The sequence below is a fragment of the Streptomyces roseus genome (genome assembly GCF_001044425.1).
GTDB classification, from domain to species: Bacteria; Actinomycetota; Actinomycetes; order Streptomycetales; family Streptomycetaceae; genus Streptomyces; species Streptomyces roseus.
On the sequence record NZ_LFML01000002.1, the window covers coordinates 16,085 to 42,528 of the forward strand.

The 26,444-nt window shown below is 73.1% G+C and carries 26 protein-coding genes, 1 other RNA gene and 1 pseudogene; 16 read left to right on the top strand and 12 right to left on the bottom strand.

Annotated elements, in window-relative coordinates; all coding sequences use genetic code 11:
- Window positions 1–5: 5 nt before the first annotated feature.
- On the top strand, window positions 6–371 hold the full coding sequence (locus tag ACS04_RS38010) for a hypothetical protein (protein WP_158977138.1): 366 nt from the start codon (window positions 6–8) through the stop codon (window positions 369–371).
- A 155-nt stretch (window positions 372–526) separates the two neighbouring features.
- On the opposite strand, the gene ACS04_RS00090 is transcribed toward ACS04_RS38010, so the two are convergent.
- Window positions 527–886: a response regulator gene (locus ACS04_RS00090; RefSeq protein WP_053080639.1), complete on the bottom strand. Its 360-nt coding sequence runs from the start codon at window positions 884–886 to the stop codon at window positions 527–529.
- A gap of 262 nt (window positions 887–1,148) precedes the next feature.
- On the opposite strand from ACS04_RS00090, the gene ACS04_RS00095 reads away from it, so the two are divergent.
- The 4 genes from ACS04_RS00095 (at window position 1,149) to ACS04_RS00110 (ending at window position 4,919) form a co-directional block, all read left to right on the top strand.
- A complete protein-coding gene (locus ACS04_RS00095) occupies window positions 1,149–2,003 on the top strand; it encodes a MaoC/PaaZ C-terminal domain-containing protein (RefSeq protein WP_048474351.1) in 855 nt (284 codons plus the stop codon).
- Between the two features lie 34 nt (window positions 2,004–2,037).
- The gene (locus ACS04_RS00100) at window positions 2,038–3,117 is read left to right on the top strand and encodes a Zn-dependent alcohol dehydrogenase (RefSeq protein WP_048474352.1); all 1,080 of its coding nucleotides are present in this window, start codon (window positions 2,038–2,040) and stop codon (window positions 3,115–3,117) included.
- Between the two features lie 14 nt (window positions 3,118–3,131).
- Window positions 3,132–4,073 (top strand): 3-oxoacyl-ACP reductase, encoded by a 942-nt coding sequence (locus ACS04_RS00105; protein WP_048474353.1) that lies wholly within the window; start codon window positions 3,132–3,134, stop codon window positions 4,071–4,073.
- Between the two features lie 108 nt (window positions 4,074–4,181).
- Window positions 4,182–4,919 (top strand): VOC family protein, encoded by a 738-nt coding sequence (locus ACS04_RS00110; protein WP_048474354.1) that lies wholly within the window; start codon window positions 4,182–4,184, stop codon window positions 4,917–4,919.
- Between the two features lie 27 nt (window positions 4,920–4,946).
- Here the strand turns inward: ACS04_RS00110 and ACS04_RS00115 are convergent, their stop codons facing one another.
- Window positions 4,947–6,050, bottom strand: a complete 1,104-nt coding sequence (locus ACS04_RS00115; RefSeq protein WP_048474355.1) for a hypothetical protein — start codon at window positions 6,048–6,050, stop codon at window positions 4,947–4,949.
- Between the two features lie 348 nt (window positions 6,051–6,398).
- Here ACS04_RS00115 and ACS04_RS00120 point away from each other — a divergent pair, with 348 nt between their 5' ends.
- From ACS04_RS00120 to ACS04_RS00130, 3 genes are read left to right on the top strand one after another with little or no spacing between them, the layout of a single operon-like run.
- A complete protein-coding gene (locus tag ACS04_RS00120; protein ID WP_048474356.1) occupies window positions 6,399–7,265 on the top strand; it encodes a Nif3-like dinuclear metal center hexameric protein in 867 nt (288 codons plus the stop codon).
- Window positions 7,262–8,005, top strand: a complete 744-nt coding sequence (locus ACS04_RS00125; RefSeq protein WP_209441578.1) for a zinc ribbon domain-containing protein — start codon at window positions 7,262–7,264, stop codon at window positions 8,003–8,005. The genes ACS04_RS00120 and ACS04_RS00125 overlap by 4 nt, the downstream gene beginning before the upstream one ends.
- The gene (locus ACS04_RS00130) at window positions 8,005–9,339 is read left to right on the top strand and encodes a bifunctional RNase H/acid phosphatase (RefSeq protein ID WP_048474357.1); all 1,335 of its coding nucleotides are present in this window, start codon (window positions 8,005–8,007) and stop codon (window positions 9,337–9,339) included. The genes ACS04_RS00125 and ACS04_RS00130 overlap by 1 nt, the downstream gene beginning before the upstream one ends.
- A gap of 81 nt (window positions 9,340–9,420) precedes the next feature.
- On the opposite strand, the gene rnpB is transcribed toward ACS04_RS00130, so the two are convergent.
- Window positions 9,421–9,822, bottom strand: an RNA gene (rnpB, locus tag ACS04_RS35130) — RNase P RNA component class A.
- Between the two features lie 77 nt (window positions 9,823–9,899).
- Here rnpB and ACS04_RS00135 point away from each other — a divergent pair.
- Window positions 9,900–10,662: pseudogene (locus ACS04_RS00135) on the top strand (MerR family transcriptional regulator).
- Window positions 10,659–11,288 carry a hypothetical protein gene (locus ACS04_RS00140; RefSeq protein ID WP_048474358.1) on the top strand — a complete coding sequence of 210 codons (630 nt, stop codon included), beginning with the start codon at window positions 10,659–10,661 and terminating at the stop codon, window positions 11,286–11,288. Before ACS04_RS00135 ends, ACS04_RS00140 begins: the two are co-directional and overlap by 4 nt.
- A gap of 44 nt (window positions 11,289–11,332) precedes the next feature.
- Here the strand turns inward: ACS04_RS00140 and ACS04_RS00145 are convergent, their stop codons facing one another.
- On the bottom strand, window positions 11,333–12,775 hold the full coding sequence (locus ACS04_RS00145) for an RNB domain-containing ribonuclease (RefSeq protein WP_048474359.1): 1,443 nt from the start codon (window positions 12,773–12,775) through the stop codon (window positions 11,333–11,335).
- A 102-nt stretch (window positions 12,776–12,877) separates the two neighbouring features.
- On the opposite strand from ACS04_RS00145, the gene yaaA reads away from it, so the two are divergent.
- Window positions 12,878–13,678: a peroxide stress protein YaaA gene (gene yaaA, locus ACS04_RS00150; protein ID WP_048474360.1), complete on the top strand. Its 801-nt coding sequence runs from the start codon at window positions 12,878–12,880 to the stop codon at window positions 13,676–13,678.
- A gap of 48 nt (window positions 13,679–13,726) precedes the next feature.
- On the opposite strand, the gene ACS04_RS00155 is transcribed toward yaaA, so the two are convergent.
- Window positions 13,727–14,473, bottom strand: a complete 747-nt coding sequence (locus ACS04_RS00155; protein WP_048474361.1) for a bifunctional DNA primase/polymerase — start codon at window positions 14,471–14,473, stop codon at window positions 13,727–13,729.
- A gap of 205 nt (window positions 14,474–14,678) precedes the next feature.
- Entirely contained in the window at window positions 14,679–15,323 is a 645-nt protein-coding gene (locus ACS04_RS00160; RefSeq protein ID WP_048474362.1) for a TetR/AcrR family transcriptional regulator, read from the bottom strand.
- Between the two features lie 111 nt (window positions 15,324–15,434).
- Here ACS04_RS00160 and ddaH point away from each other — a divergent pair, with 111 nt between their 5' ends.
- The gene (gene ddaH / locus ACS04_RS00165; protein ID WP_342449348.1) at window positions 15,435–16,265 is read left to right on the top strand and encodes a dimethylargininase; all 831 of its coding nucleotides are present in this window, start codon (window positions 15,435–15,437) and stop codon (window positions 16,263–16,265) included.
- 14 nt (window positions 16,266–16,279) lie between these two features.
- Here ddaH and ACS04_RS00170 read toward each other — a convergent pair whose 3' ends face one another.
- Together ACS04_RS00170 and ACS04_RS00175 are read right to left on the bottom strand one after the other, a co-directional pair.
- Complete coding sequence (locus ACS04_RS00170; protein ID WP_048474364.1) at window positions 16,280–17,305, bottom strand: small ribosomal subunit Rsm22 family protein; 1,026 nt, start codon at window positions 17,303–17,305, stop codon at window positions 16,280–16,282.
- Between the two features lie 40 nt (window positions 17,306–17,345).
- On the bottom strand, window positions 17,346–18,647 hold the full coding sequence (locus ACS04_RS00175) for a Bcr/CflA family multidrug efflux MFS transporter (protein WP_245236222.1): 1,302 nt from the start codon (window positions 18,645–18,647) through the stop codon (window positions 17,346–17,348).
- 108 nt (window positions 18,648–18,755) lie between these two features.
- Here ACS04_RS00175 and ACS04_RS00180 point away from each other — a divergent pair, with 108 nt between their 5' ends.
- From ACS04_RS00180 to ACS04_RS00190, 3 genes are all read left to right on the top strand, one after another.
- Complete coding sequence (locus tag ACS04_RS00180) at window positions 18,756–19,517, top strand: SDR family oxidoreductase (protein ID WP_048474365.1); 762 nt, start codon at window positions 18,756–18,758, stop codon at window positions 19,515–19,517.
- Between the two features lie 88 nt (window positions 19,518–19,605).
- Complete coding sequence (locus tag ACS04_RS00185) at window positions 19,606–20,463, top strand: PhzF family phenazine biosynthesis protein (RefSeq protein ID WP_048474366.1); 858 nt, start codon at window positions 19,606–19,608, stop codon at window positions 20,461–20,463.
- A gap of 28 nt (window positions 20,464–20,491) precedes the next feature.
- Entirely contained in the window at window positions 20,492–21,052 is a 561-nt protein-coding gene (locus ACS04_RS00190) for a GNAT family N-acetyltransferase (protein WP_245236223.1), read from the top strand.
- A 132-nt stretch (window positions 21,053–21,184) separates the two neighbouring features.
- On the opposite strand, the gene efeU is transcribed toward ACS04_RS00190, so the two are convergent.
- Genes efeU through efeO form a run of 3 tightly spaced genes read right to left on the bottom strand, consistent with a single transcriptional unit; the run spans window position 21,185 to window position 24,588 of the window.
- Window positions 21,185–22,057, bottom strand: coding sequence for an iron uptake transporter permease EfeU (efeU, locus tag ACS04_RS00195; protein ID WP_078864313.1), 873 nt, complete (start codon window positions 22,055–22,057; stop codon window positions 21,185–21,187).
- 25 nt (window positions 22,058–22,082) lie between these two features.
- Entirely contained in the window at window positions 22,083–23,420 is a 1,338-nt protein-coding gene (gene efeB, locus ACS04_RS00200) for an iron uptake transporter deferrochelatase/peroxidase subunit (RefSeq protein ID WP_078864314.1), read from the bottom strand.
- A gap of 22 nt (window positions 23,421–23,442) precedes the next feature.
- Window positions 23,443–24,588, bottom strand: a complete 1,146-nt coding sequence (gene efeO, locus ACS04_RS00205) for an iron uptake system protein EfeO (protein WP_048474367.1) — start codon at window positions 24,586–24,588, stop codon at window positions 23,443–23,445.
- A gap of 324 nt (window positions 24,589–24,912) precedes the next feature.
- Here efeO and ACS04_RS00210 point away from each other — a divergent pair, with 324 nt between their 5' ends.
- Complete coding sequence (locus tag ACS04_RS00210; RefSeq protein ID WP_048474368.1) at window positions 24,913–25,584, top strand: PhzF family phenazine biosynthesis protein; 672 nt, start codon at window positions 24,913–24,915, stop codon at window positions 25,582–25,584.
- Window positions 25,585–25,680: 96 nt separating this feature from the next.
- On the opposite strand, the gene ACS04_RS00215 is transcribed toward ACS04_RS00210, so the two are convergent.
- The gene (locus ACS04_RS00215) at window positions 25,681–26,328 is read right to left on the bottom strand and encodes a biliverdin-producing heme oxygenase (RefSeq protein ID WP_048474369.1); all 648 of its coding nucleotides are present in this window, start codon (window positions 26,326–26,328) and stop codon (window positions 25,681–25,683) included.
- Window positions 26,329–26,444: the final 116 nt, after the last annotated feature.

The window sequence follows — 26,444 nt, forward strand, 5'->3', positions numbered from 1 at the left end:
GTTAATTGACATATCTGGCTGTCTTTGAAGACAAGAGTAGCGGGGTTCGGCAGGCGGACCTGATTGCGGCATTGGAGCGAGACTGGCCTGCGGTTGTGATTCACGAGCGACAAGGCCAGCAGGAGTCTAGAGGTGTCGTCTGGACTTACTCAGAGGGCGGACAAGAGCTTGAGGGCTATTCTCATGTGGACGGAACCTGCATCTATCTAGATTCGCCTCTTGAAGTAGCGGCCAGGTTTGCAATCTGGTTCAGGGGGCTCGTCCCGGCAGATGTTGAGATGTTCTTTTGTGACGAAGGTTACAGCTTCGCCGGAAAGCTTGAACATGATATGAATTCAGGCGACGCAATGGCCATTTTCCTCGGCGAATAATGTTAATTGCCGAAGTGTGATTCCTTCATGAGTGTTGCCAGTAATAGAAAAGAAAGCGGCCCTGTCGGATGTGTTTCCGATGGGGCCGCTGCCGCATGTCGTGGCGCTTCCCCTGTGCCGCTAGGCGATTGATGACGCCCGTGATCGCGAGGTGATTACGGACCCTCCAAGGTCGGGTCGATCACCGTTTCGCCTCGGGAGGCTGCACGGAGGCACTCCGCCAGGTCCTCCACCGGGCCGTCGCGCAGGACCAGGCCCGCCGCGCCCGCCGCCAGCACCGCGTCCCGTAGGCCCGGGTGTGCCGAGCCCGTCAGGACCAGGACCCGGCACTCCGGATCCTCTGCCAGGAGCACCGCCACCGACGCGAGCTCCTCGACCAGGGCCACGGCCGGGCGTGCCATCGCCGAGGCCACCACCTCGATGTCCGGCTGCAGCTCCAGCCGCAGCGCCAGCGCCGGGTCCGGTGGGTCCAGCAGGACCCGCAAGGACCTGGCGGGGCGGTGGTATACGGGCATCTCGTCCACCCCGCCAGCCTAGGTGCCGACCTGGTGTCCGGCCCGGCAACACGCCTCGGCCAAACCCGTCCTGACACGCAGTCAGGAGTCTTCCCAACTGCTGGGGCGTGCGTTATACATTCCTCACCGCTCGATCCTAGAACGCGTTCTAGAACCGAACCGGTCCCGCAAACGACCTCGGTGCGGCCGACGGTGCGGACGGCCGCACCGAGGTCTTCCACGCAACGGGAACCGAAGAACCGGACAAGGAGCAGCATCCTCAATGCCGATCGATGCCGCCAGGGCCCTCGCCGCAGAACCCCGCCAGGGGACCATCGCCTGGGACCACAAGGACATCCAGCTCTACCACCTAGGCCTCGGGGCGGGCCGCCCCGCCACCGACCCCGACGAGCTGCGCTACACCCTGGAGTCCAAGCTCCACGTACTGCCCAGCTTCGCGACCGTCGCCGGCGCCGGCATGGCCATGATGGGCGGCCTCGCCGCCCCCGGCATCGACGTCAACCTCGCCCACGTCCTCCACGGCGGCCAGGCCATCGAGCTGCACCGGCCCATCCCGGTCAAGGGCAGCGCCACCTCCTCCGCCAAGGTCGCCGCCCTCTACGACAAGGGCAAGGCCGCCGTGATCGTGCTGCGCACGGAGGTCGCCGACGCCGACGGACCGCTGTGGACCAGCGACGCGCAGATCTTCGTACGGGGCGAGGGCGGCTTCGGCGGCGACCGCGGCCCCTCCGTCTCCTCCGAACTGCCCGAGCGGGCGCCCGACCGGATCGAGGAGCGGCACATCCGCGAGGAGCAGGCGCTCCTGTACCGGCTGTCCGGCGACTGGAACCCGCTGCACGCCGACCCCGAGTTCGCCAAGCTGGCCGGCTTCGACCGGCCGATCCTGCACGGCCTGTGCTCGTACGGGATGACCCTCAAGGCCGTCGTCGACACGGCGCTCGGCGGGGACGTCTCGCGGGTCCGCGCCTACCGCACGCGCTTCGCCGGGATCGTCTTCCCCGGCGAGACCCTGCGGATCCGGATGTGGGAGGAGCCCGGGCAGGTCCGGGTCGCGGTGAGCGCCGTCGAACGGGATGACGCGCCGGTCCTCGCCGACACCGTCGTCGAACACGCGTAACGCCCGACCTTCGCGACACACAAGGAGCCGCACCGTGCGCGCAGCACTGCAGAGCGAGATAGGCCAGGACAAGCTCGAAGTCGTCGACGACATGGAGACCGCGGGCTTCGGCCCCGGCAAGGTCAAGATCCGCATCAAGGCCACCGGCCTGTGCCACTCGGACCTCTCCGCGATGAGCGGCGTGCTGCCGCAGCCCGCCCCCTTCGTACCCGGCCACGAGGGCGCGGGCGAGATCGTCGACGTCGGCGACGGGGTCACCACCCACGCCATCGGCGACCGGGTCCTCGTCTGCTGGCTGCCGCCGTGCGGACACTGCCCCGCCTGCAAGCGCGGCCAGGGCCACCTGTGCCTGGAGTCCTTCGCGAACGTGGCCACGCCCAACTTCCGCCGCACCGGCGGCGGGGACGTCTTCGGCTTCGCCGGCACCGGCACCTTCTCCGAGGAGATGGTGGTGCCCGCCTCCTGCGCCGTGCCGATCCCCGACGACCTGCCGTACGACATCGCCGCCCTGATCGGCTGCGGGGTGACCACCGGCCTCGGCGCCGCCGTCAACACCGCCAAGGTGGAGGCCGGTTCCTCGGTCGCCGTCATCGGCTGCGGCGGCGTCGGCATCTCCGTCATCCAGGGCGCCAAGGTGCAGGGCGCGGCGCAGATCGTCGCCGTCGACCCGGTGGCCTCCCGGCGCGAGGCGGCGCTGCGCTTCGGCGCCACCGAGGCGGTCGCGCCGGAGGCCTTCGCTGACGCCAGGAACCGGATCACCGCCGGGGAGGGCTTCGACTACGTCTTCGAGGTCGTCGGCAAGTCCGCCACCACGCGGACCGCGTACGAGATGACCCGGCGCGGCGGCTCGGTCGTGGTGGTCGGCGCGGGCGCGCTCGACGACAACTACTCGGTCAACATGTTCTCGCTGTTCTTCGACGAGAAGAAGATCCTCCCGTCCATGTACGGGGGCGGGGACGTGCTCCGTTCGTACGAGCGCACCATCGCGCTGTGGCGGGCGGGCCGGGTCGACCTGGCGGGCCTGATCACGCACCGGGTGCACCTCGCCGAGATCAACGACGCCCTCGACCAGATGCGCACGGGCGTGGCCCTGCGCACCTGCATCGAACTCTGAGAGGAATCCGGTAGATGTCACTCCCACTCGAGGGACTGTCCGCCATCGTCACCGGCGCCGGGCGCGGGCTGGGCCGGGCCGAGGCGGTCGAGCTCGCGCGGCTCGGCGCGAGCGTGGTCGTCAACGACTTCGGGCAGCCGGGCCGGGACGGCTCCGGAGAGGCCTCGGCCGCCCCGGCGCAGGAAGTGGCCGAGGAGATCCGCGCCGCGGGCGGGCAGGCGGTGGCGCACCTCGGGGACGTGGCCGACTTCGAGCAGGCACGCGAGCTGGTCGACCTGGCGGTGTCCAGCTTCGGGAAGCTGGACGTCCTGGTCAACAACGCGGGCATCCTGCGCGACCGGATGGTCTTCTCCATGTCGGAGGAGGAGTGGGACTCGGTGATCCGGGTGCACCTCAAGGGCCACTTCAACACCACCCACTTCGCCTCCGTGCACTGGCGCGAGCGCTCGAAGGCGGCGGGCGGCCCGGTGTACGGCCGGATCGTCAACACCTCCTCCGAGGCCTTCCTCGGCGGCTCGGCCGGCCAGCCGAACTACGCGGCGGCCAAGGGCGGCATCGTGGGCCTGACCACCTCGACCGCCCTGGCGCTGGCCAAGTACGGGGTGACGGCCAACGCCATCTGCCCGCGTGCCCGGACCCGGATGACGGAGGACGTCTTCGCCGGCTTCCAGCTCCCGGAGGACGGCAAGCTGGACCCGCTGGCCCCCGAGCACGTCGCCCCGCTCGTCGGCTACCTGGCCTCACCGGCCTCGGCGAAGGCCAACGGGCAGCTGTTCGTCGTGCACGGCGGGATCGTGGCCGTGATGGAACGCCCCAAGGTGGCCGCGAAGTTCGACACCTCCAAGGAGGCCTTCTCCTTCGAGGAGCTCGACGAACTGCTCACCCCGCACTACGACTCCCGCCCGGCGGGGGAGACGTTCGCCGCGGCGGAGGTCCTGGGCCTCAAGCACGGCTAGAAGCGGTCTCGGGCGTCCGGCTCGGGCGCCCGGTGCGGCGGGAGTGCGTGCCGGGCGCCGCGGGGGAGGGGGAGTTCGCGGACGCTCCCGCTCCCTAGACTCCGTCGTATGACAACCAGACTCGTGCAGGTCAACATGAAGGCCCATGACGACTCGGCCCTCGGCCGGTTCTGGGCGCAGGCGCTCGGTTGGGGCGTCGACAGCGAGGGGCCCGGCATGACGAACCTCGAACCCGTGGGCTTCGCGTACCCCGACCCCGCGGCCCTCTGCATCGACATCATCGCCCGCCCGGAACCGAAGACGGTGAAGAACCGGGTGCACCTTGACCTGGCCACCACCTCGACCGCCCATCAGGCCGAGTTGGTCGCGCGCCTGAGGGATCTCGGCGCGACCCTCGCCGACGTGGGCCAGGGCGAGGTCCCGTGGACGGTCATGGCCGACCCGGAGGGCAACGAGTTCTGCGTCCTGGAGCCCCGCCCGGTCTACCGGGACACCGGGCCGATCGCCGCGGTGGTGGTCGACTGCACCGACCCGCGGGCGATGGCCCGGTTCTGGGACGGGGCGATGGACTGGACGCTGCACGAAGTCGGCGACGACCAGGCCACGATGCGCTCCGCCAAGGGCGTCGGCCCGTACCTGGAGTTCGTCCGCACCCCCGACACCAAGAGCGGGTGGAACCGCGTCCACCTCGACGTCCGCCCCTACCCCGGCGACGACCCGGCCGCCGAGGAAGCCCGGCTGCGCGCCCTGGGTGCCACCGACCCCGGTATCGACCGCTCCGCGATCTCCTGGACGGTTCTGGCCGACCCGGAGGGCAACGAGTTCTGCCTGCTCTCCCCTCGCTGACCCAGGGCAACGGCCCGACCGGTCCCGCTACAGCGGAGCCTGTTGCAGCGGTACGGGCCGCGGCGCGGCCGGCGCCGCCGGCGGGTCCAGCCGGACCGGGGGCGGCGGGGCCACCGGCAGGGTCAGCCCGGTGATCCCGCAAGGGGTTCCGGGGGTGCTGTACGGGAGGTGCAGGCGGCCCTGCGGGCTCCACAGCCCCGTACCGAGCCAGCCGTCGGGCGCCGCGAGCCGGAACACGTGCCGGTCGGCGGGGCGCCACAGGCCGATGACCCCGCCGCTGCCGCCGGGGGTGCCCCCGCCCTCCCCGCCCTGTTCCAGCCGGAGCGCGACCCCGCAGGTCTCCGGCATCAGTGCCTGGCCCGGCTGCACCGCGAACGGGATCCCCGCCTCCCCGCGCAGGCACTCCGGGAAGCGCACCGGCAGTGAGCTGCCCAGCACCCCCCAGCCCAGGCGCGGTGCGCCCGGGGCGTCCGAGCGGATCAGCAGCAGCCCGCTGTCGGGGTCGGCCAGCAGCAGCCGGTCGTCACTGCCCTCCGCGATCTGGAGCAGTGGGGAGACCTCGCCGCCGCGGCCCAGGTCCACCACGACGGCCTTGGTGGTGCCCTCCAGCTCGCGGTCCAGGGCCAGCAGCCGGCCGGTCCGGTCCAGCCAGACGCCGCCCGAGCACCACCCCGGGATCCGGGCGACCGGCCCGAAGGGGCCCCCGGCCACCCGCCAGACCGTGGTCCCGGCGGCCGAGGAGGCCAGGGCGAAGGCCCCGCAGCCGTCCGGGGACGGGGGCAGCAGGCGGATCCGCATCCCCTCGTCCCCGGGCTCCACCGAACCCAGCGGGAGCTCCCCCGTCCGCGGCCCGTCCGCTGCCCCGCCCGTCGGGTACAGCAGGGCGAAGGCGTGCCGCCGCTCGACCCGGCGGTGGATCAGCACCCGCCCGTCGGCCAGGGCCAGCACCTCGCTGTCGGCCTCCTCGGGCTGCGCCAGCGGCAGCGGCACCGCGTACGGCTCGGGCCCGGCCAGCGTCCAGCGCTCGGGGTACCGGGCCTCCCCGTCCCCGGCCAGCCGGGCCGCGTACGACCCGTCCGCGGCGATGGAGAACGGGGCCGTCGTCGTGATCTCGATGGCACAGACAGTCATCCGTGCGTCACCTCCGGGGAGGAAGCTAGTTTTCGCCCTTCGGCCCGAACAACACGACCTTCCCGGCTTCACACATACGGGTGGCCGCCCGGCGGTTCGCGCGTGCCGGCGGAGGCGATTGTGCTGTGGACGGCGGGGCGCAAGGGGTGGGGCGGGTCGGTGAGGCCGGTCGGTGAGGCCGCCGCAGCCGCCGCGCTCGCCCTCACCGCCCGCAGCGGTCAGGACGCGAAGAGCGACGGGGCGTGCCCCAGCGCGTCCCCGCGCAACCGGCGCACCCGCGGTGCACCCCGCAGAACCGGCCCACCCGCGGGGACGGACCCGCTCCCGCGCGGACGGTAGCCTTGGCCTGTGCCCCGTCTCTCCGAAGTCATCGCCGCGCTGGACGCCCTCTGGCCCCCCTCGCGGGCCGAGCAGTGGGACGCCGTCGGAACCGTCTGCGGCGATCCCGACGCCGAGGTCTCCCGCGTCCTGTTCGCCGTGGACCCCGTGCAGGACATCGTCGACGAGGCCGTGAAGCTGGGCGCCGACCTCGTCGTCGCCCACCACCCCCTCTACCTGCGCGGCACCACCACCGTCGAGGCCGGCACCTTCAAGGGCCGCGTCGTGCACACGCTGATCAAGAACGACATCGCGCTGCACGTCGCCCACACCAACGCGGACACCGCCGACCCCGGCGTCTCCGACGCCCTCGCCGGCGCCCTCGACCTGCGCATCACCGGGCCGCTCGTCCCCGATCCCACCGACTCCCAGGGCCGCCGGGGCCTCGGCCGGATCTGCGAGCTGGACCACCCCGAGACGCTGCGCGCGTTCGCCGAACGAGCCGCCGCCCGGCTGCCGCGGACCGCCCAGGGCATCCGCGTCGCCGGCGACCCCGAGGCGCTCGTCCGTACCGTCGCCGTCAGCGGCGGCTCCGGCGACAGCCTCTTCGACCAGGTCCGGGCCGCCGGCGTGGACGTGTTCCTCACCGCCGACCTGCGCCACCACCCGGTGTCCGAGGCCCGCGAGCGCGGCCCGCTCGCCCTCGTCGACGCCGCGCACTGGGCCACCGAGTGGCCCTGGTGCGAGCAGGCGGCCGCGCAGCTCGACGCGATCTCCGAACGCCACGGCTGGGGTCTGCGCACCCACGTCTCGCGCACGGTCACCGACCCCTGGACGGTGCACGCGCCGTCCGACCTTCCCTCCTCTTCCTCTTCTATCTCAGGAGCCCCCAACTGAACGCCGAGCCCGCCGACCAGATCCGACTTCTCGACATCCAGGCCCTGGACGTCCGGCTGTCTCAGCTCGCCCACAAGCGCAAGTCGCTGCCGGAGCACACCGAGGTCGAGTCCCTGACCAAGGACCTGACCCAGCAGCGCGACCTGCTCGTCGCGGCCCAGACGCAGGCGAGCGACGCCGCCCGCGAGCAGACCAAGGCGGAGCAGGACGTCGACCAGGTGCGCCAGCGCGCGGCCCGCGACCAGCAGCGGCTCGACTCCGGCGCGGGCATCTCCGCCCGCGACCTGGCGAACCTGCAGAGCGAGGTCGTCTCCCTCGCCAAGCGCCAGGCCGATCTGGAGGACGTGGTCCTGGAGGTCATGGAGCGCCTGGAGGGCGCGCAGGAGCGGGTCACCGAGCTCACCGAGCGGGTCTCCGCCCTCGAAGCCAAGCTGACGGACGCCACCGCCCGCCGCGACGCGGCCACCGGCGAACTCGACGCCGAGGCCGCGAAGGTGACCAAGGACCGCGAAGTCATCGTCGCGTCGATGCCGGCCGACCTGATGGCCCTGTACGAGAAGATCCGCGTCAAGCAGGGCGGCGTCGGCGCCGCCCGCCTGTACCAGCGCCGCTGCGAGGGCTGCCGCCTGGAGCTCGACATGGCCGAGGTCAACGAGATCAAGGCCGCGGCCCGCGACCAGGTCGTGCGCCACGAGAACTGCGGCCGCATCCTGGTCCGTACGGCCGACTCGGGCATCTGATGCAGGGGCCTGTCCGGTTCGTCGTGGAGGCGGACGGCGGTTCCCGGGGCAACCCGGGGCCCGCCGGCTACGGCGCGGTCGTCCTCGACCCGGCGACGGGCGAGACGCTGGCCGAGCGCGCGGAGTACATCGGCGTCGCGACGAACAACGTGGCCGAGTACAAGGGTCTGATCGCCGGTCTCAAGGCGGCCCGCGAGCTGTCCCCGGACGCCGCGGTGCAGGTCCGCATGGACTCCAAGCTGGTCGTCGAGCAGATGTCGGGCCGCTGGAAGATCAAGCACCCGGACATGAGGCCCCTCGCCGCGGAGGCGGCGAAGATCCTGCCGCGCGCGCAGGTGACGTACGAGTGGATCCCGCGCGAGCGCAACAAGCACGCGGACCGGCTCGCCAACGAGGCGATGGACGCGGGCAAGCGCGGCCGGCAGTGGGAGCCGTCGGCCTCCTCGGCGGCCCTGGACGCCTCGGCGGCGCGCGCCCTCGCGGCCCCGCCCGCGTCGGGCCCTCCCGGTGACGCCGCCAAGGGCGCCGCGGCGGTACGGGCCGCCCTCGCCACCGCCTCCGGTACGCCGGCCACCGCGCCGGAACGCGAGGAGGCGGGGGCGGCCACCCTGTTCGCGGAGCACGACGCCCCCGCGGCGGGCCGCATCCCCGCACCGGCACCGGGCCCGGGCCCTGCCCCGTCCGCGACGCCGGGCTGGGGCCCCGACATGGGGACCCCGGCGACCTTCGTGCTGCTGCGCCACGGGGAGACGGCCCTCACCCCGCAGAAGCGCTTCTCCGGCAGCGGCGGCACCGACCCGGAGCTGTCCGAGGCCGGCCGCCGCCAGGCATCGGCGGTGGCCGAGGCCCTGGCCGCGCGCGGCACCGTCCAGACGATCGTCAGCTCCCCGCTGCGCCGCTGCCGGGAGACCGCGCAGGCCGTGGCGGACCGCCTCGGCCTCGGCGTCACCGTCGAGGAGGGCTTGCGCGAGGTGGACTTCGGGGCCTGGGAGGGCCTGACCTTCGCCGAGGTGCGCGAGCGCTTCCCGCAGGACCTCCAGGCCTGGCTGGACTCCCCGAGGGCGGCCCCGACGGGCGGAGGCGAGAGCTTCGCGGCCGCCACCCGCCGCATCTCGGCGACCCGGGAGCGGCTGCTGGCCGCGCACGCGGGCCGCACGGTGCTGCTGGTCACGCACGTGACCCCGGTCAAGATCCTGGTCCGTCTCGCCCTGGGCGCCCCGCCGGAGGCGCTGTTCAAGATGGAGCTCTCCGCGGCCTCCCTCTCGGCGGTGGCCTACTACGCCGACGGCAACGCTTCGGTCCGCCTCCTGAACGACACCTCGCACCTGCGCTAGCCGGTCGCCCGAGCACGTACGGCGAAGACGCCGAAGGGCCCGCCCCCTTGAGGGGACGGGCCCTTCGACCGCGTCGAGTGCAGAACAACCGGAGCTGTACGCCGGGTTCTGTCGCCCGGTGACCTCGCGGTCGCCGGGGAGACGGCCATCCATCTAGGACCGGCGTTGCCGCCGGCCTCGTGCGGTCTACCCGCGAACTCGGGCGGGCAGCCCTCGAACGTTCGCGCAGAGCCGTCCGAAAACGACTCCTCTTGACCTTGCTCCGGGTGGGGTTTACCTAGCCGCCTGGGTCACCCCAGGCGCTGGTGGTCTCTTACACCACCGTTTCACCCTTACCGAGGACCGAAGCCCCCGGCGGTCTGTTTTCTGTGGCACTGTCCCGCGGGTCACCCCGGGTGGCCGTTAGCCACCACCCTGCCCTGTGGAGCCCGGACGTTCCTCGGCGGGATCCGGGGATCCCGACGCGGCCGCCCGCTCCGGTTGTTCTGCGAGGGACCATGCTACCCGCGCCCGACGCCGCGCTTGACCTTGACGCAGCGGCAGGGTTTCCACTGGAGGGCATGCGGATCGGAGAGATCGCCGCGCTGGTCGGGGTCACCACCCGGGCCATCCGGCACTACCACCACGTCGGGCTGCTCCCGGAGCCGGAGCGGCGCCCCAACGGGTACCGCGCGTACCGCGTGCGCGACGCCGTCCCGCTGGCGCGGGTGCGCCGGCTCACCGAGCTCGGGCTGGGTCTGGGGGCACCTCCCAGCGGTAGCTGGGGGAGAGGTCAGGGACGTCCTCGCGGACGACGCGGGGCGCGAACTGGCCGACGTACTCGAAGAGCTCGACGCCGACCTGGCCCGGCAGGAGGCCGCGATCGGGGAGCGCCGTGCGCGGCTCGCCGCCCTGCGCGCCGCGCCGCCCGGGGAGGACGGGCCCCTTTCGCCCGCCCTCGCCGCGCTGCTCGCCCACGTCCCCGAGACGGACTCGCCGACCGCGGCGCTGGACCGCGAGCACCTGACGCTGCTGGACCCGGCGGGCGCCGGCGGCCCTGAGCTGTACGAGGCGCTCGGCCGGGTGGCCGTCGATCCGGCGGTCCTCGCCCTGTACGAGCGGCTGGACGAACTCGCCGGCGCCGCCACCGACGACCCGCGCATCGCGCCGCTCGCCGCCGCGATGGTGGCGGCCGTGCCCGACGGCGTCTTCGCCGCGCTCCCGGCCGACTGCCGGCCGGCCGGCGAGGGGTTCAAGGAGGCGCTGCTCGCGGAGTTCACCCCGGCGCAGGCGGAGGTCGTCCGCCGGGTCATGGAGGCCTTCATGGAGAGGGGCAGGGGATGAGGGGGCTCGACGGGGTGGGGGGCCGCGTGCCGCTGCCCGTACGGAGGCTGCTGACGCACGAGCTGCGCTCGGCCGCCTCGCTGGGGCGGTGGGCGCTGCGCCGGCCGCCGCACGGGGTGGCCGGGGGCGAGTTCGCCGCCGCGTACACCGGACCGCAGACGGCCATGATGTACGGGCTCGTGTTCGTTTCGCTGGTCGAGACCGTTGCGCTGTCCGTCCTGATCCCCTGGCCGGCCGTGCACCGGGTGGTGCTCGTCCTCGACGTGTACGGGGTGCTGCTGGTCCTCGCGCTGCACGCCGCCTGCGTGACCCGGCCGCACGTGGTCCGCCGGGACGGCTGCCTGCGGATCCGGTACGGGGCCCTGTTCGACCTCGTCGTCCCGCCCGAGGCGGTGGCTTCGGCCCGGGTGGACCGGCGCTTTCCGCAGGGGCGGCTCGTCGAACTCTCCGAGGACGGGGTGCTCGACCTGATCGTGGGCGGCCAGACCACGGTGACCCTGGAGCTGAACCGGCCGCTCCCCTTCACCCGGCCCCTCGGGTCCCGGGGCGAGGCCCGCACCATCCGCTTCCACGCCGACGACCCGCGCGCCCTGGTGGCGGCGCTGCGGCAACCCGCGTCCCCGTGAGGGGCGGGCCGGGGCGGCCGGGCCGCGGCGGTCGGTCCGTACCCTCACGCCGGGGCGAACAGCACCTTCGCCCGGCCCGGGTCGGCCTGCGTGAGGCGGACCCGGATGCGGTCGCCCAGCGGCAGCCGCGCGGACGGGGATTCGACCCGGCCGACCACCGCGGGCTCCTCCAGGTGGACGGTTCCCACCTGCGGCTCCCGCTCCTTGACGTCGATCACGGTCGCCTCGAAGGTCTCCCCGACGTGGTCCTTCAGCAGGGCCGCCTCGACGAGGTCCACGCACTCCCGCTCGGCCGTGTTGGCCAGCCTGTTCCCCTCCGCCATCCGCTGCGGCAGTGCGTCGAGGGCGGCCGTGGCCCACTGCGGGGGCGCGGCCCCCGCCACCGCCGCCACGCACAGTTCGCCCGCGTACCGGTCGACGAGGCGGCGCAGCGGGGCCGTGCAGTGCGTGTACGGGGCCGCCACCGCGGCGTGCAGGAGGGGGTCGGGGGTCCTGCCGCCGGTGAAGACGGTGTACCCCGCGCCGCGCAGCAGGGCCGTGCACTCCTGGAGGAAGGCGGCGTGGGCGGGCAGGTGCGGGTCGAGGGTGCGGACGAGTTCGGCGTACGGCACGTGGTGCGGCCAGTCGATGCGCAGGGCGGCGGCGGTGCGCCGGAGCCGGCCGACCGCGCCGTCAGGGGCGCTGGGGAGGGTGCGCAGGATGCCGGTTCCGGTGGAGAGCATCAGCTCGGCGGCGGCCATGCCGGCCATGAGGGAGATCTGGGCGTTCCAGCCGTCGGCGGGGAGCGGGGCCCGGTAGGCGAGCGTGTACGAGCCGTTCTGCGCGACGATCTCCTGCTCGGGCACGTTCAGCGAGATCCCGCCGCGCTCCTGTTCCAGGGTCTCGCGGAGCCGGCCGACCTCCCGCAGGAGGGCGAGGGGCTCCTCGGCGGTGCCGGAGTCGATGGCCCGCTGGACCCCGTCGTAGTCCATCCTGGCTCGGCTGCGGACCAGCGCGCGGCGGACGTCGGTGGTCTCGACGCGGCCGTCGGAGTCCAGGTCGAAGCGCCACAGCAGGGCCGGGCAGGTCTGGTCGGGCAGCAGGCTGGCCGCGCCCTCGGAGAGGACGGGGGGATGCAGGGGGACCTTGCCGTCGGGGAAGTAGAGGGTGGTGACGCGGCGGCCCGCCTCGGCGTCGAGGGCGCCGCCGGGGGTGACGAAGGCGGCGACGTCGGCGATGGCGTAGTGCACGCGGTAGCCGCCGTTCTCCCGCCGGGCCAGGTGCATGGCCTGGTCCAGGTCGCGGGAGGCGGGCGGATCGATGGTGAACAGGGCGAGGTCGGTGGCGTCGAGCGCCGGGAGCCGGGGGCTGCGGGCCGCCGCCTCGGCCTCGGCGAGGACCGGAGCCGGGAACTCCCCGGGCACGCCCAGCTCCGTCCTCAGGTCACGCAGCGCGGCCCGCAGGGCAGCCCCGTCTGCGCCGGTCATGTGCAGATGACGGCGTGGCATGGATCGAGGGTATTGCGGCTGGCGGCCGGGGGCGCGGCGAGAGCCTTACCCTGGCTCGGGGGCCGCACCCCCCGCGCCGTGTCGTACCGAAGGAGAACCACCGTGCTCGTGCTGCTGCCGCCGTCCGAGGGAAAGGCCGCCGGCGGTTCCGGCGCGCCCCTGGAGCCGCAGGCGCTGTCACTGCCGGGATTGGCCGCGGCGCGGGCGGCCGTGCTGGAGGAACTGGTCGAGTTGTGCGCGGGTGACGAGCCGAAGGCCCGCGAGGTGCTCGGCCTGAGCGAGGGGCTGCGCGGCGAGGTGGCGAAGAACGCCGGCCTGCTCTCTGCGCCGGCCCGGCCCGCGGGGGAGATCTACACCGGCGTCCTGTACGACGCGCTGGGCCTGTCCGGCCTGCCGGCGGCGGCGAGGGCGGCGGCGGAGCGCTCGCTGATGGTGTTCTCGGGCCTGTGGGGCGCGGTGCGGGTGACGGACCGGATCCCCTCGTACCGCTGCTCGATGGGCGTGAAGCTGCCGGGGCTGGGCGCGCTGGGGGCGTACTGGCGGGAGCCGATGGCGGCGGTGATGCCGGAGGCGGCGGGGGACGGGCTGGTGCTGGACCTGCGGTCCTCGGCCTACGCGTCGGCGTGGAAGCCGAAGGGCGAGGTGGCGGGGCGCACGGCCACGGTGCGGGTGCTGCACTCGCAGCTCGTGGACGGGGTGGAGAAGCGCTCGGTGGTGAGCCACTTCAACAAGGCGACCAAGGGGCGGCTGGTACGGGACCTGCTCGTCTCCGGGGCCGTCCCCGGGTCCCCGGCCGAGCTGGTCGCGGCGCTGCGCGACCTGGGTTACGCCGTCGAGACCGAGGCCCCCGCCAAGGCGGCCAAGGCCTGGTCCCTCGACGTGGTGGTCACCCACATCCACTGACCGGCGGCGGGGCCGGCACCGGCCCCGCCGTGGTCCGGGCGGCGCGGCCTACCGGCTCAGGGGCCAGGCCGCCGAGGGGGACTGGTCGGCCGCGACCGCGTACGCGGCGCAGGCGTCCGTCAGGGTTTCCAGGAGGGTCAGGGGGTCCGGGAGGGGGTGCTCCAGGCCGCGGATCCAGCTCACCGCGAGGTCACCGGGGAGGGCGGCCGGGGGGACCAGGACGTAGCTGCCGCGGCAGTGCCATCGCAGGCCCGGGTGCTCGTCCATCGTCTCGGGGTGGCAGTCCAGCTCGCACGGCCACCACTCGTCCTCGTCCTCGGGGGTACCGCGCGTCGCCGTGAAGAAGAGCATCCGGGCCTGGTCGCCCGTACCGCCCGATTCCGCGACCGGGCCGACGTCCACGCCCGCCGCCAGCAGGCGGCTCAGCGCGCTCGCCCCGGCTTCGAGGGGGACGTCCAGTACGTCGTGGACCATGCCGGTCGCGGTGACGAAGTTGGCCTGCGGCTGGTTGCGCGCCCAGCGCTCCACCTGCGCGCGGTCGGTCGTGGACTGAGTCTGCCAGGCGAAGGAGAGGGGGTGCCGCGCGGGGGTGGGACAGCCGATCCGGTCGCACGAACACCGGTAGCCGGCGGGATGGGCGGCAGGGGCGAGCGGCAGGCCCGCGGCGGCCGCCGACAGCAGAAGGTCCTCCCGCGCACGCGCGGGATCTTCGGGGGAGGGTTTGGGCCGCCGGCGCAGCCACTGGGAAATCCTGCTCTGCTCGCCGCGTTTGACGCGGCCGGACTCAGACCCCATCTATCCCCTCACCTCACCGTTTCCCCGGCAGACCCTCACATGGTCCCACCATCCTGCGGTCCGGGTGACCGCACTCCCCCACCGGGGGGTGGGGGACAGGTGCACGGAGAGCGCACGGCAGCAGGCTGAATACCGTCACATAGCGGTGAAATCCGGCCAATTGTTCCGGTCGGCCACCGGTCCTGCGCCGCTCTTGCGCCGGTCCTCAGCCCCCGGTGACCTTCGACACCCCGGCGACCCCGCCCAGCACCCGGTCCACCAGCTCGTCCGCGAACGCGTGCGTCAGCGGCGCCGTCCCCATCAGCCACCGGTACGTCACCGGCCCCACCAGCATCTCCACCGTCAGGCCCAGGTCCACGTCCGGCGCGAGCCCGCCGGCCTCCCGGGCCGCCCGCAACCGCTCCTCGTACAGGGCCAGCTGCGGCTTCAGCAGCTGCTCGGTGAAGCGGGAGCCCAGGTCGGGATCGGCCGCCCCGGCGGCGGTCAGGGCGCGCATGGGCGCCTCGTACTTCTCGTCGTTGAACTGGTCCACCGTCGCCCGCAGCACCAGCTTGAGGTCCGCCGCGAGGTCCCCGGTGTCCGGGAACCCGGTCCAGCCGCCGTCCACCTCCGCCTTCGCGTCGTCGGCGAGCGCGAGCGAGGCGTCCAGCAGCACCGCCGCCTTCGACGGCCACCAGCGGTAGATGGTCTGCTTGCCGACGCCCGCGCGGGCGGCGATGGCCTCGATCGTCAGCTTGTTGTAGCCGACCTCACCGACCAGTGCGAGCGACGCGTCCAGGATGGCCCGCCGGGAGCGGTCGCTGCGGCGGGCGGGGTCGGGGGCCTTCGCGTCAGGTGATCTGCTGCTCATTCGGACAAATTATCAACGCGCGACGTCTCGTCTTTGTGTCATTCCGTAAACCACCCAATCAGTTCACTGCGCGGTTTCCGTTGAGGAGAGACGATTCTCTCGACATCCCTCGTGAGCCGTGAGGAGCCTTCTTTGCGCAGAGTCGCCACACCCCGGCGCTACTTGATGTGCCCACCCGCACACTTCAAGGTCACGTACTCCATCAATCCGTGGATGGACCCCACGAAACCGGTGGACCTGCCCCTCGCACAAGCCCAGTGGGAGGACCTCCGGGACCGCTACCGCTCGCTCGGCCACACCGTCGAGACGCTCGTACCGGACCCCGAGCTTCCCGACATGGTCTTCGCCGCGAACGGCGCCCTCGTCGTCGACGGCCGGGTGCTCGGCGCCCGGTTCGCCTACCCCGAGCGCGCCGCCGAGGCGGAGATCCACCTCGACTGGTACCGGTCCCACGGCTTCGAGCACGTCCACGAGCCGTCCCACGTCAACGAGGGCGAGGGCGATTTCGCCGTCACCGCCACCTACATCCTGGCCGGCCGGGGCTTCCGCTCCAGCCCGCTCTCGCACGACGAGGCCCAGGAGTTCTTCGGCCGCCCGGTCATCGGCCTCGACCTGGTGGACCCGCGCTACTACCACCTGGACACGGCGCTGTGCGTGCTCGACGGCGACGAGGTCATGTACTACCCGCCCGCGTTCTCGCCCGGCAGCCGCGCCGTGCTGGAGCGGCTCTTCCCGGACGCGCTGATCGCCGGCGACGAGGACGCGGCGGCCCTCGGGCTGAACGCGGTCTCGGACGGCCTGAACGTGCTGCTCCCGCAGGCGGCGACCGGTCTGTTCGACCCCCTGCGCGAGCGGGGCTTCGAGCCGGTGCCGATGGACCTGGGAGAGCTGCTCAAGGGCGGCGGCAGCGTGAAGTGCTGCACCCAGGAGCTGCGGATGTAGCGCCGCGGTCCGGGTTACGAGGTGGCCGCCGGCGGCCACTCCTGGCCCCAGTCGGCGTCCCGCGCCGCTTTGTACAGGTCACCGTGGCGCTTGGTCACGTTGACCCGGGTCAGGCCCGACGAGTCGCCGTCCTGCGGACCGCACAGCTCCAGCAGGACGAGCCCCTTCCGGATCTGCGGCCGCCGCGTGATCCGGGAGGGGGCCGGCTCCACCGGGAAGCGGGCCGCGGCCACGTAGCTGAACTTCTCGTCCTCGTACGGCAGGGACCCGCCCTTGACCTGACGGTGCAGGGAGGACCGGCTGACCCGCGCCGAGAAGTGGCACCAGTCCTGGCCGACCTCGATCGGGCAGGTGCCGTCGTGCGGGCACGGGGCGGCGACCTTCAGCCCCGCCTCGATCAGCTGGTCGCGGGCCTCGCGGATGCGCAAGTACCCCTCGGGCGTGCCCGGCTCGATCAGTACCACGGCCTGCCCGGCGCGGGCCGCCTCGGCGACCACGGCCCGGCGGGCCTCCGGCGTCAGCTCGCCGAGTACGTACGAGACCGTCACGAGCTCCGTGTCGGGCAGGGCTAGCCCCGCTCCGATGACGGCCCGCCGCCACTCGGCCCCGCGCAGCACCTGCGAGCCGGAGGAGGCCGCGAGCTCCTTGCCGAGGGCCAGCGCCGGCTCCGCCCAGTCCAGGACCGCGGTCTCGCGCGGCCCGTCCCAGATGGCGTCGGCCGCCCAGATCGCGGCGCCGGTTCCGCCGCCCACGTCCACGTGGGAGGCCGGGGACCATCCCGGGGCGGCCTCGGCGAGGGCGTCCAGGGCGGACCGTACGGCCTCGAAGGTGGCCGGCATCCGGTACGCCGCGTACGCCGCCACGTCGGAGCGGTCGCGCAGGACGGGCGCGTCGGTCGGCGTCCGGCCGCGGTAGTTGGCGATCAGCCGGTCGACGGCGGCCGTGGCCTGCTTCGGCGGGAGCCCGCCGAGCAGCCCGCCCAGCGCGGTGCGCAGGGTCTCGGCGGTGGTGGGCACGGAGGCGGAAGCGGAGGCGTTCACCAGCGAAGTTTACGGCGCCCGCGGGGTGCCGGAAGCCCGCTCAGACGGCGGAGTCCCGGTTCCGCCAGGGCCGGCACATGACGGCGAAGCATGCCACCGCCAGCAGCGAGCAGACCAGCTGGACCAGCGCCATCGGCACCGCCGTGCCCTCGCCCGCGATCCCGACCAGCGGCGAGGCGATCGCGCCGACCAGGAACGAGGAGGTGCCCAGCAGGGCCGAGGCCGAGCCGGCCGCGTGCGGGGTGCGCATCAGGGCCAGCGCGTTGGTGTTCGGCAGGACCAGGCCCATCGCCGACATCAGCACGAACAGCGCGGACGCGATCGGTACCAGCCCGACCTCCCCGAACACCCCGGTGGACATCAGGAGCAGGGAGACGGAGGCCGCCGTGATGACGGCCAGCCCGAAGCCCAGCACCTTGTCCAGCCGGACCCGGCCCACCAGCAGCTTGCCGTTGATCTGGCCGGCGGCGATCAGGCCGACGGAGTTGAGGCCGAACAGCAGGCTGAAGGCCTGCGGCGAAGCCCCGTAGATCTCCTGCACCACGAACGGCGAGGCGGAGATGTACGAGAACAGCGTGGCGAAGGCGAAGCCGCCGGCCAGCGTGTACCCGGCGAACGCGCGGTCGCCGAGCAGCCCGCGCATGGTCCGCAGCGCGGAGCCCACGCCGCCGGTCTGCCGCTGCTCGGGCGGCAGGGTCTCGCCGAGGCTGCGCCACACGACGAGGGTGAGCACGGCGCCGACCCCGGTGAGGACGACGAACACCCCGCGCCAGTCCGCGAAGCGAAGGATCTGGCCGCCGATGAGCGGGGCGATGATCGGGGCGACGCCCGAGATGAGCATCAGCGTGGAGAAGAACCGGGCCATCTCGACCCCGTCGTACAGGTCGCGCACGACGGCCCGCGCGATGACGATCGCGGCCGATCCGGCGAGGCCCTGGAGCAGCCGGAAGCCGATCAGCAGCTCCGCGCTGGGGGCGAGGGCGCAGATCGCGGTGGCGAGGACGTAGACGACCATGCCGATCAGCAGGGGCCTGCGGCGGCCCCACTTGTCGCTCATCGGGCCGATGACGAGCTGGCCCAGCGCCATGCCGGCGAGGCAGGCGGTGAGGGTGAGCTGGATCGTGGCGGCCGGGCTGTGCAGGGCGCCGGTGACCTGAGGCAGGGCCGGCAGGTACATGTCCATGGACAGCGGGGGGAGAGCGCTGAGCCCTCCGAGTATGAAGGTGACGAGCAGTCCGGTACGGCGGGCGGCCGTGAGCGGGACGGATGGGGCTTGCGGTGCGGAGGGCTTTTCGGGCGGCGGCTCGTGCGAGGGGGCCGTCGCGGGGCCTCTCTCCGACATGCGGAACTCCAGTCTTCTCGTCGTCTTTTCACACCTCCGACCGCCCCATGCTCTCAGCTATCGGAACGTCCGTGGACCGATGCGGCATGTGACGTACCCTGCGGGCCCATGAGCGCAAGTGGGAAGAAGATCGCCGTCGTGACCGGCGCGGGCTCGGGCATCGGCCGCTCCGTGGCCCTCACCCTGGCCGCCGCCGACTGGTCGGTGGCCGTGGCCGGCCGCCGGCCCGAACCGCTGGAGGAGACGGCGAAGGCCGCCGGAGCCGGCGCGGACGTGCTGTGCGTACGGGCGGACGTGAGCGATCCGCACGACGTGGCCGCACTGTTCGCGGCGGTACGGGAGCGGTACGGGCGCCTCGACCTCCTCTTCAACAACGCCGGGACCTTCGGCCCGGGCGGCGTCCCGCTGGAGGACATCACCTACGAGGCCTGGCGCCAGGTGGTCGACGTCAACCTCACCGGGGCCTTCCTGTGCGCGCAGGCCGCCTTCCGCCAGATGAAGGCGCAGGACCCGCAGGGCGGCCGGATCATCAACAACGGCTCGATCTCCGCGCACGTACCCCGGCCGAACTCGATCGCCTACACCGCGACCAAGCACGCGATGACCGGCCTGACGAAGTCCCTCTCACTGGACGGGCGGCCGCACCGGATCGCCTGCGGGCAGATCGACATCGGCAACGCGGCCACCGAGATGACCGAGCGGATGCAGACCGGGATCCTCCAGGCGAACGGGCAGCTGGCGGTGGAGCCGGTGATGGACGCGGCGGACGTGGCGCGCACCGTGCTGCACATGGCGGAGCTGCCGCTGGAGGCGAACGTGCAGTTCGCGACGGTGATGGCGACCGCGATGCCCTACATCGGGCGCGGCTGATCCGCGGGCGGCGTGCCCGCGGGCGGCGACCGGCGGGCGGGACGCGGCGGCGGGGAATGCGGGTGCCGGGCCGGGAGTTGGGGCGATCATGACTGACGTGTTGCGGTACACCGCCTTCTCCGAGGACCCTGCGGGCGGCAACCCCGCCGGAGTCGTGCTCGACGCGAGCGGCCTGGACGACGCCAAGATGCTGGAGATCGCCGCCGGCCTGGGCTACAGCGAGACCGCCTTCCTGACCGCGCCGCCCGAGGGCCTCGGCGGTGCGCAGGGCCGGGCCTTCACCCTGCGGTACTTCAGCCCGAAGGCGGAGGTCGCCTTCTGCGGGCACGCCACCGTGGCCACCGCCGTGGCGCTGGCGGAGCGGACCGGGCCCGGCGAGCTGGTGTTCGCGACCCCGGCCGGTACGGTGCCCGTCTCGGTCAGGGCGACCGAGACGGGCCTGCGGGCCGTGCTGACCAGCGTCGAGCCCTACATCGAGGACATCGACCCGGCCGACCTCGCGGAGGCACTGGCCGCGCTGGACTGGCCGGAGGCCGACCTGGACCCGGCCTTCCCGCCCCGGATCGCCTACGCCGGAGCCCGCCACCTGGTGCTCGGCGCGGCCACCCGGGCCCGGCTCGCGGACCTCACGTACGACTTCCCCCGGCTGGAGGCGCTGATGCGGCGCCTGGACCTCACCACGGTCCAGCTGGTGCACCGCGCGGGCCCCGCGGAGTTCGACGTACGCGACCCGTTCCCGATCGGCGGCGTCGTCGAGGACGCCGCGACCGGAGCCGCCGCGGCCGCCTTCGGCGCGTACGCCCGCGAGCTCGGCCTGGTCCCGGCGGCCGCCGTCCTCACCCTCCGCCAGGGCGAGGACATGGGTCGCCCGGGGGTCCTGACGGTGGAACTGCGCGCGGGGGACCCCCGGGTGCGGGTCGGCGGCAGCGCGGTCCGCATCCCGTGAGCCGCCGCGGTGGCGGGGAGGCCCGCGCATGACGACCATGGTGACGTACCCGGAGGCGGAGCTGCCGGCGCGGCTCGCGGCGCAGGTCGCGGACCTGGAGGCACAGGCCTGGCCCGGGGCCGGTGCCGGTCACGACCCGGCCCTCGCCCCCGAGGTGGTGCTGCTGCTGGACGAGGAGGGGACGGTCCTCGCCTCGCTGGCGCTGCTCCGCAAGACGATCCGGCACGGAGGGCGGACGTACCGGGCCGCCGGGCTCAGCGCCGTGGTGACCCGGGAGAGCGCGCGGGGGCGCGGCCACGGCGGGCGCCTGGTGGCGGCGGCCCGGGCGGCGCTGGCCGCCGATCCGGCCGTGGACCTCGTCCTGTTCAGCTGCGACCGCCCGCTCGTCCCCTTCTACGAGGCGGCCGGCTTCACCCGGCTGCCCGGCACGGTGCTGGTCGGCGGGACGCCCGAGCAGCCGCTGGCCACGGACGCGCCCGGGTTCGCCAAGGAGGTCCTCGCCGACTTCCCCGGCGCGGACACCGGGGCCGACGCCTTCGCGGGTGCGCGGATCGCCCTCTACCCGGGGCTCGTCGACCGCCTGTGGTGACCGGATGTGCGCCGGACCTGCGCCGGACCTGCGCCGGACCTGCGGCGCCGGACGTGCGGCGCCGGATGTGCGGAAGGGCCCGGATCGAAGTGATCCGGGCCCTTCCGCGGGCCGTGCCCGAGCAGCCGGGGCCTACGAGCCGCTCGTGCTCTCCGAGGAGGCGGGCGCGGGCGCGGGAGCGGCCGCGGCGGGCGCCGGGGACGCCGTACGGGCGAAGACCCCGAGGAACAGCAGCAGCGTCGGGACCAGGTAGGCCAGCCACACGCCCGCCTGGAGCCAGGTCGGGTCCGGCTGGAAGTTGAACGTGCCCTTCAGCAGGGTCCCGTACCAGCTGTCCGGCGGGACGGCCGAGGTGACGTCGAAGGCCTTGTTCTTCAGACCCGGCAGGAACTCGGCCTCCTGGAGGTCGTGCACCCCGTACGCGAGCACGCCCGCCGCGACCACGACGAGCATCCCGCCGGTCCACGTGAAGAACTTCGACAGGTTGATCTTCAGCGCGCCGCGGTAGAACAGCCAGCCCAGCAGGATCGACGAGCCGATGCCGAGCAGCACGCCCACCAGCGGACCCGCGCCGTCGCCGGCCGCGTGCACCGAGCGCCACACGAACAGCGAGGTCTCCAGACCCTCCCGGCCCACGGCCAGGAACGCCGTCGTCACCAGGGCGCCCGTGCCCATCGCGAGGGCCGCGTCGAGCTTCCCCTGGAGTTCGGACTTCATGTGCCGCGCGGTGCGCTTCATCCAGAAGACCATCCAGGTCACCAGGGCCACCGAGACGATCGACAGACTGCCGCCGATCGCCTCCTGCGCCTGGAACGTCAACTCCGAGGTGCCGAATTCGAGCCCGGCGCCGAAGGCCAGGCTGAGCGCGGCCGCAAGGCCGACGCCGAGCCACAGGGGACCCAGTTTGTCCTTGTTCCCGGTCTTCACCAGGTACGCGATGAGGATGCAGACGACCAGGCTGGCCTCCAGCCCCTCACGCAGGCCGATCAGATAGTTGCTGAACACGTCGGTTCCTTTCGAGTCCGCGGAACTACGCGAACAGCGCCCGGCCCCACCAGTCGTCCTTGTCGCGGACGCCCGGCGGGATGGCGAAGAGGGCCGAGCTCACGTGCTGGATGTACTCGTTGAGCCCGTCGTTCTTGGAGAGGTTGCGCTGGATCGGGATGAAGCCCTTGCGGACGTCGCGCTGGTAGGCGAGGAAGAACAGGCCCGCGTCGAGGCGGCCCAGCCCGTCCGACCCGTCGGTGAAGGAGTAGCCGCGGCGCAGGATCGTGGCACCGCCGTTGGTGTCCGGGTGCGCCAGGCGCACGTGCGCCTGCGGCTTCATCGCCTTCAGGAACGGCTCGTCGCGCTCCTTCGACTTGCCGACGGGCGCGCCCTCGCCCTTGTCGCGGCCGAAGATGTCCTCCTGCTCCTGGAGCGGAGTGCGGTCCCAGGTCTCGATGTGCATCCGGATCCGGCGGGCCACCAGGTACGAGCCTCCGGCCATCCACGCCGAGCCGTCCTTGGCCTCGTCCCCGACCCAGACGAACTTCTCCAGGGCGGCCTGGTCGGTGCCCGCGACGTTCCGCGTGCCGTCCTTGAAGCCCATCATGTTGCGCGGGGTCTGCTCGTCCGGGGTGGTGGACGAGGTCTTGCCGAAGCCGAGCTGCGACCAGCGCACCGCGACCTTGCCGAACCCGATGCGGGCGAGCTGGCGGATCGCGTGCACCGCGACCTGCGGGTCGTCCGCGCAGGCCTGCACGCAGAGGTCGCCGCCGCTCTTGGCGGGGTCGAGGTTGTCGCCGGGGAACTGCTCCAGGTCGACCAGGGCCTCGGGGCGCCTGCCCTCCAGGCCGAAGCGGTCCTTGGCGAAGAGCGAGGCGCCGAAGCCGACGGTCAGCGTGAGCCGGGACGGCTTGAGGCCGAGGGCCTCGCCGGTGTCGTCCGGCGGGGCCTCGGGGAGGCCGCCGACGGCGCCCTCGCCGACGGGCAGCCCGGCGGTCATCCGCTCGGCGGCCCGCGTCCAGTCCTTGAGGAGCTGGACGAGCTCGGCGCGGTCCTTGGTCTTCACGTCGAACGCGGCGAAGTGCAGCCGGTCCTGGACGGCGGAGGCGATGCCGGCCTGGTGCGCTCCGTGGAAGGGCACCGAGGAGCCGCTGAGCGCGGCCGGTACGGGGTCACCGTCGCCGGTCAGTACGGCGACGGTGCCGCCCGCCGCGGCGGCGCCGAGCGCGAGCCCGGCACCGCCCCAGCCGAGTACGGACCGGCGCGACGGGCCGCCGGAGGCGGGAGCGGGGGCGGAGGCGCCGGCGGAAGAGGAGGCGGCGGAACCGGCCGGCTCGGCGGCCTGGGCGGCCGGGCCGGTGGTGCTGGTGTCGTCAGACATGGTCAGTACCCCTGATCACGCGTTACTTGGCGACGGCCGCGGCGAGCTTGGACAGCGGCTCCCCGAGCGCGCTGACGGCGTCGGAGAGCTCCTTGCGCTGGTCCTGGCCCACCGTGTCGTACGCCGTGAAGTCGTAGCCGTTCTTGTCGGCGCGGTACTTGTCGAGCAGCGTGTTCATCGCGGCGAACTGCTTGTCCAGCTCGGCGGAGAGGGCCGGGTCGTTCTTCGCGGCGACCGGCTTGAGCAGCTCGTACGCCTTCTCGGCGCCCTCGACGTTGCCCTTGAAGTCGACCAGGTCGGTGTGGCTGTAGCGCTCTTCCTCACCGGTGACCTTGCCGCTGGCGACCTCGTCCAGCAGCTCCTTGGCACCGTTGGCCATCGAGGTGGGGGTGATCTCCGCCTGGCCGACCCGCTTCTGCCAGTCGGTGAGATCGGTCATCAGCTGGTCGGCGAGCTTCTTCTCGGCGTCGCCGATCTTGTTGTCGGCGAACAGGGCCTTCTCCAGACGGTGCCAGCCGGTCCAGTCCTTCGCCGGGTCCTGGCCGGCCTCCAGGCCGTCCTCGCGGACGTCGACCTTGGGGTCGATGTCGCCGAAGGACTCGGCGACCGGCTCGGTGCGCTCCCAGCCGATGCGGGACGCGGCGTACGCCTTCTTGGCCGCCTCCAGGTCACCGGCCTTGACGGCGTCCGCGAAGGCCTGCGCCTTGGGGAGGGTCTCGTCGGCCTGCGCCTGCACGTACTTGCGGTACTCGGCGACCGCGGCGTCCAGCTCCGGGCTGCGCTTCTGGGCGGCGCCGCCGGTGGCCTTGGCCTTCTGGCGGATGCCGTCGCCCTTCATGCCGGGCTTGCAGGCGAACTCGTAGTCGCCGGCCTTCATCTCGGCGGTGATGGTCGCCTTGGTGCCGGGGCCGATGTTCTCGCGCTCGGCGACGATGCGGTCGTCGGGAAAGAGGACGTACAGCTCGGTGACCTTGGAGCCCTTGTTCTCCACCTCGATGGAGACCTTGCCCGCCGGGAACTCGGTCTTGGACAGCTCGCAGGCGGTGTCCGAAGCCGCGACCTTGATCGTTCCGTCGCCGCCGGCGCTCTTCTCGGCGCAGCCGGTGACTGCGGTGAGCGCGGCCACGGCGGCGACCGCAGTGAGGACGGTGAGGCGGGCGGGACGCATGCGGGCTCCTGGCTGTCTGGCGTTCGGCAGACGGCCGCCCCCGATCACGGGAGACGGCCGGTGAGGCGGACCTAACTTAACCGAGGCTTACCTGACTCAAGCCCCCGCGTCCAGTGATTCAGGGCACACGCCGGGCCCCCGGACACGGGGCCGTCACGGGGCCCTCAGGGCCAACCCATGGGAAGGTAAAGCGGAGGTCAAGCCGGGGTTGGGCCGCTCCGGCCGCTCCGTACCGCACAGCGGCCGGGGCGGTGCACGCGGTGGCGAGCCGCCTCGCCCGCCGAGGGCGCACGGCCCGGATCCCGGCCATGTTTCAATTTCCGCGTGAACGATCTCGATGTGCTCAAGGTCTTCTGCGCGGGAGACGGACGGCACGGCAATCTGCTCGGCGTCGTCCGTGACGGCCGGACCTGCCCCGACGACGCGGCGCGGCAGGCCCTCGCCGCCGAACTCGGCTACAGCGAGACGGTGTTCGTCGACGACCCGGAGCGCGGGGTCGTCGACATCCGCACCCCCGGCACCCGGATGTCCTTCGCGGGCCATCCGCTGGTCGGGGTCGCCTGGCTGCTCGACATCGAGGAGCTCCAGCCGCCGGCCGGCTCGGTATGGGCGCGCGACGACGGGGAGTTCACCTGGATCACCGCCCTCCCCGAGTGGGTCGAGGGCAAGCGCACCGAGCAGTACGCCAGCCCCGCCGAGGTCGACGCCCTGCCCGCGCCGCCGCCCGGCGAGGGCTGGCTGTACGCCTGGGCCTGGGAGGACGAGGCCGCGGGCCGCGTCCGGGCCCGCGGGTTCCCGCGCCGCCCCGACGGGGTCATCGCCGAGGACGAGGCCACCGGATCGGCCGCGATCCTGCTGACGGCCGAGCTGAACCGGGCGCTGAACATCACCCAGGGCGCGGGCTCCCAGATCCTCACCGCGCCCGGCCCCGACGGCACCGTCGAGATCGGCGGCCGCGTCCGCTTCGCGAAACTGCCGCCACCGCGCACCGAGTAGGTCCGCACTGAGTAGGTGCGCAGGCGCGAGTAGGTGCGCGGACGCGAACCGAGCACGTCCGCGCCGGGGCTCCCGGGAGGCCCTCGCGAGGCAGGGTCAGGCGCTCAGCGGGAACTCCGCGCCCAGCTCCCGGAAGACCGAGCCGTTGAAGTCGAAGGCGCGCTTACACTCGTCGATGATGCGCTGCTTCTCCAGGTCGTCCGCGGCGATCGCGTCCAGCAGCTCCCGGTAGGTCCGCTTGAAGGCGGCGGGGTTGGAGATGTCCGCGAAGACGTAGAACCGCACGCCATCACCCTTGCGGGTGAAGCCCCACGCCCGCTCCGCCTTGTCGCGGATGATCTGGCCGCCCGAGAGGTCGCCGAGGTAGCGGGTGTAGTGGTGGGCGACGTACCCGCCGGGCCAGCCGGCCGCGCATTCGGCCACCCGGGCGGCGTAGGCCTCGGTCGCGGGCAGCGCGACCAGCGTCTCGCGCCACGACGGCCCGCGCAGGTGCGCCAGGTCCCGCTCGATCTCGGCGACGCGCATCAGCTCGGGCCGTATGAACGGGCCCGCCACCGGATCGTCCTTCAGGGACTCGGCCGCGTCCTCCAGGGCCCGGTACACGAACCACAGCTGTTCGGTGTAGCGCGTGTAGGCGTCCACCCCGAGCCGGCCGCCGAGCATGTCGCTCATGAACGTCGAGGTCTCCGCCTCGGTGTGCTGCTCGTGCGACGCGACACGGATGACCGTAGAGAAGGCGTCCAAAACAATCCTCCGAAGCCGGGACGAGGAAGAGCGGGGGCCACGGGGCCCGGCGGGCGTGACGGCACGGCCGCCACGCCCGATCCTCGCGCTTAGGGTTACCTAAGTCAATGTCTTCC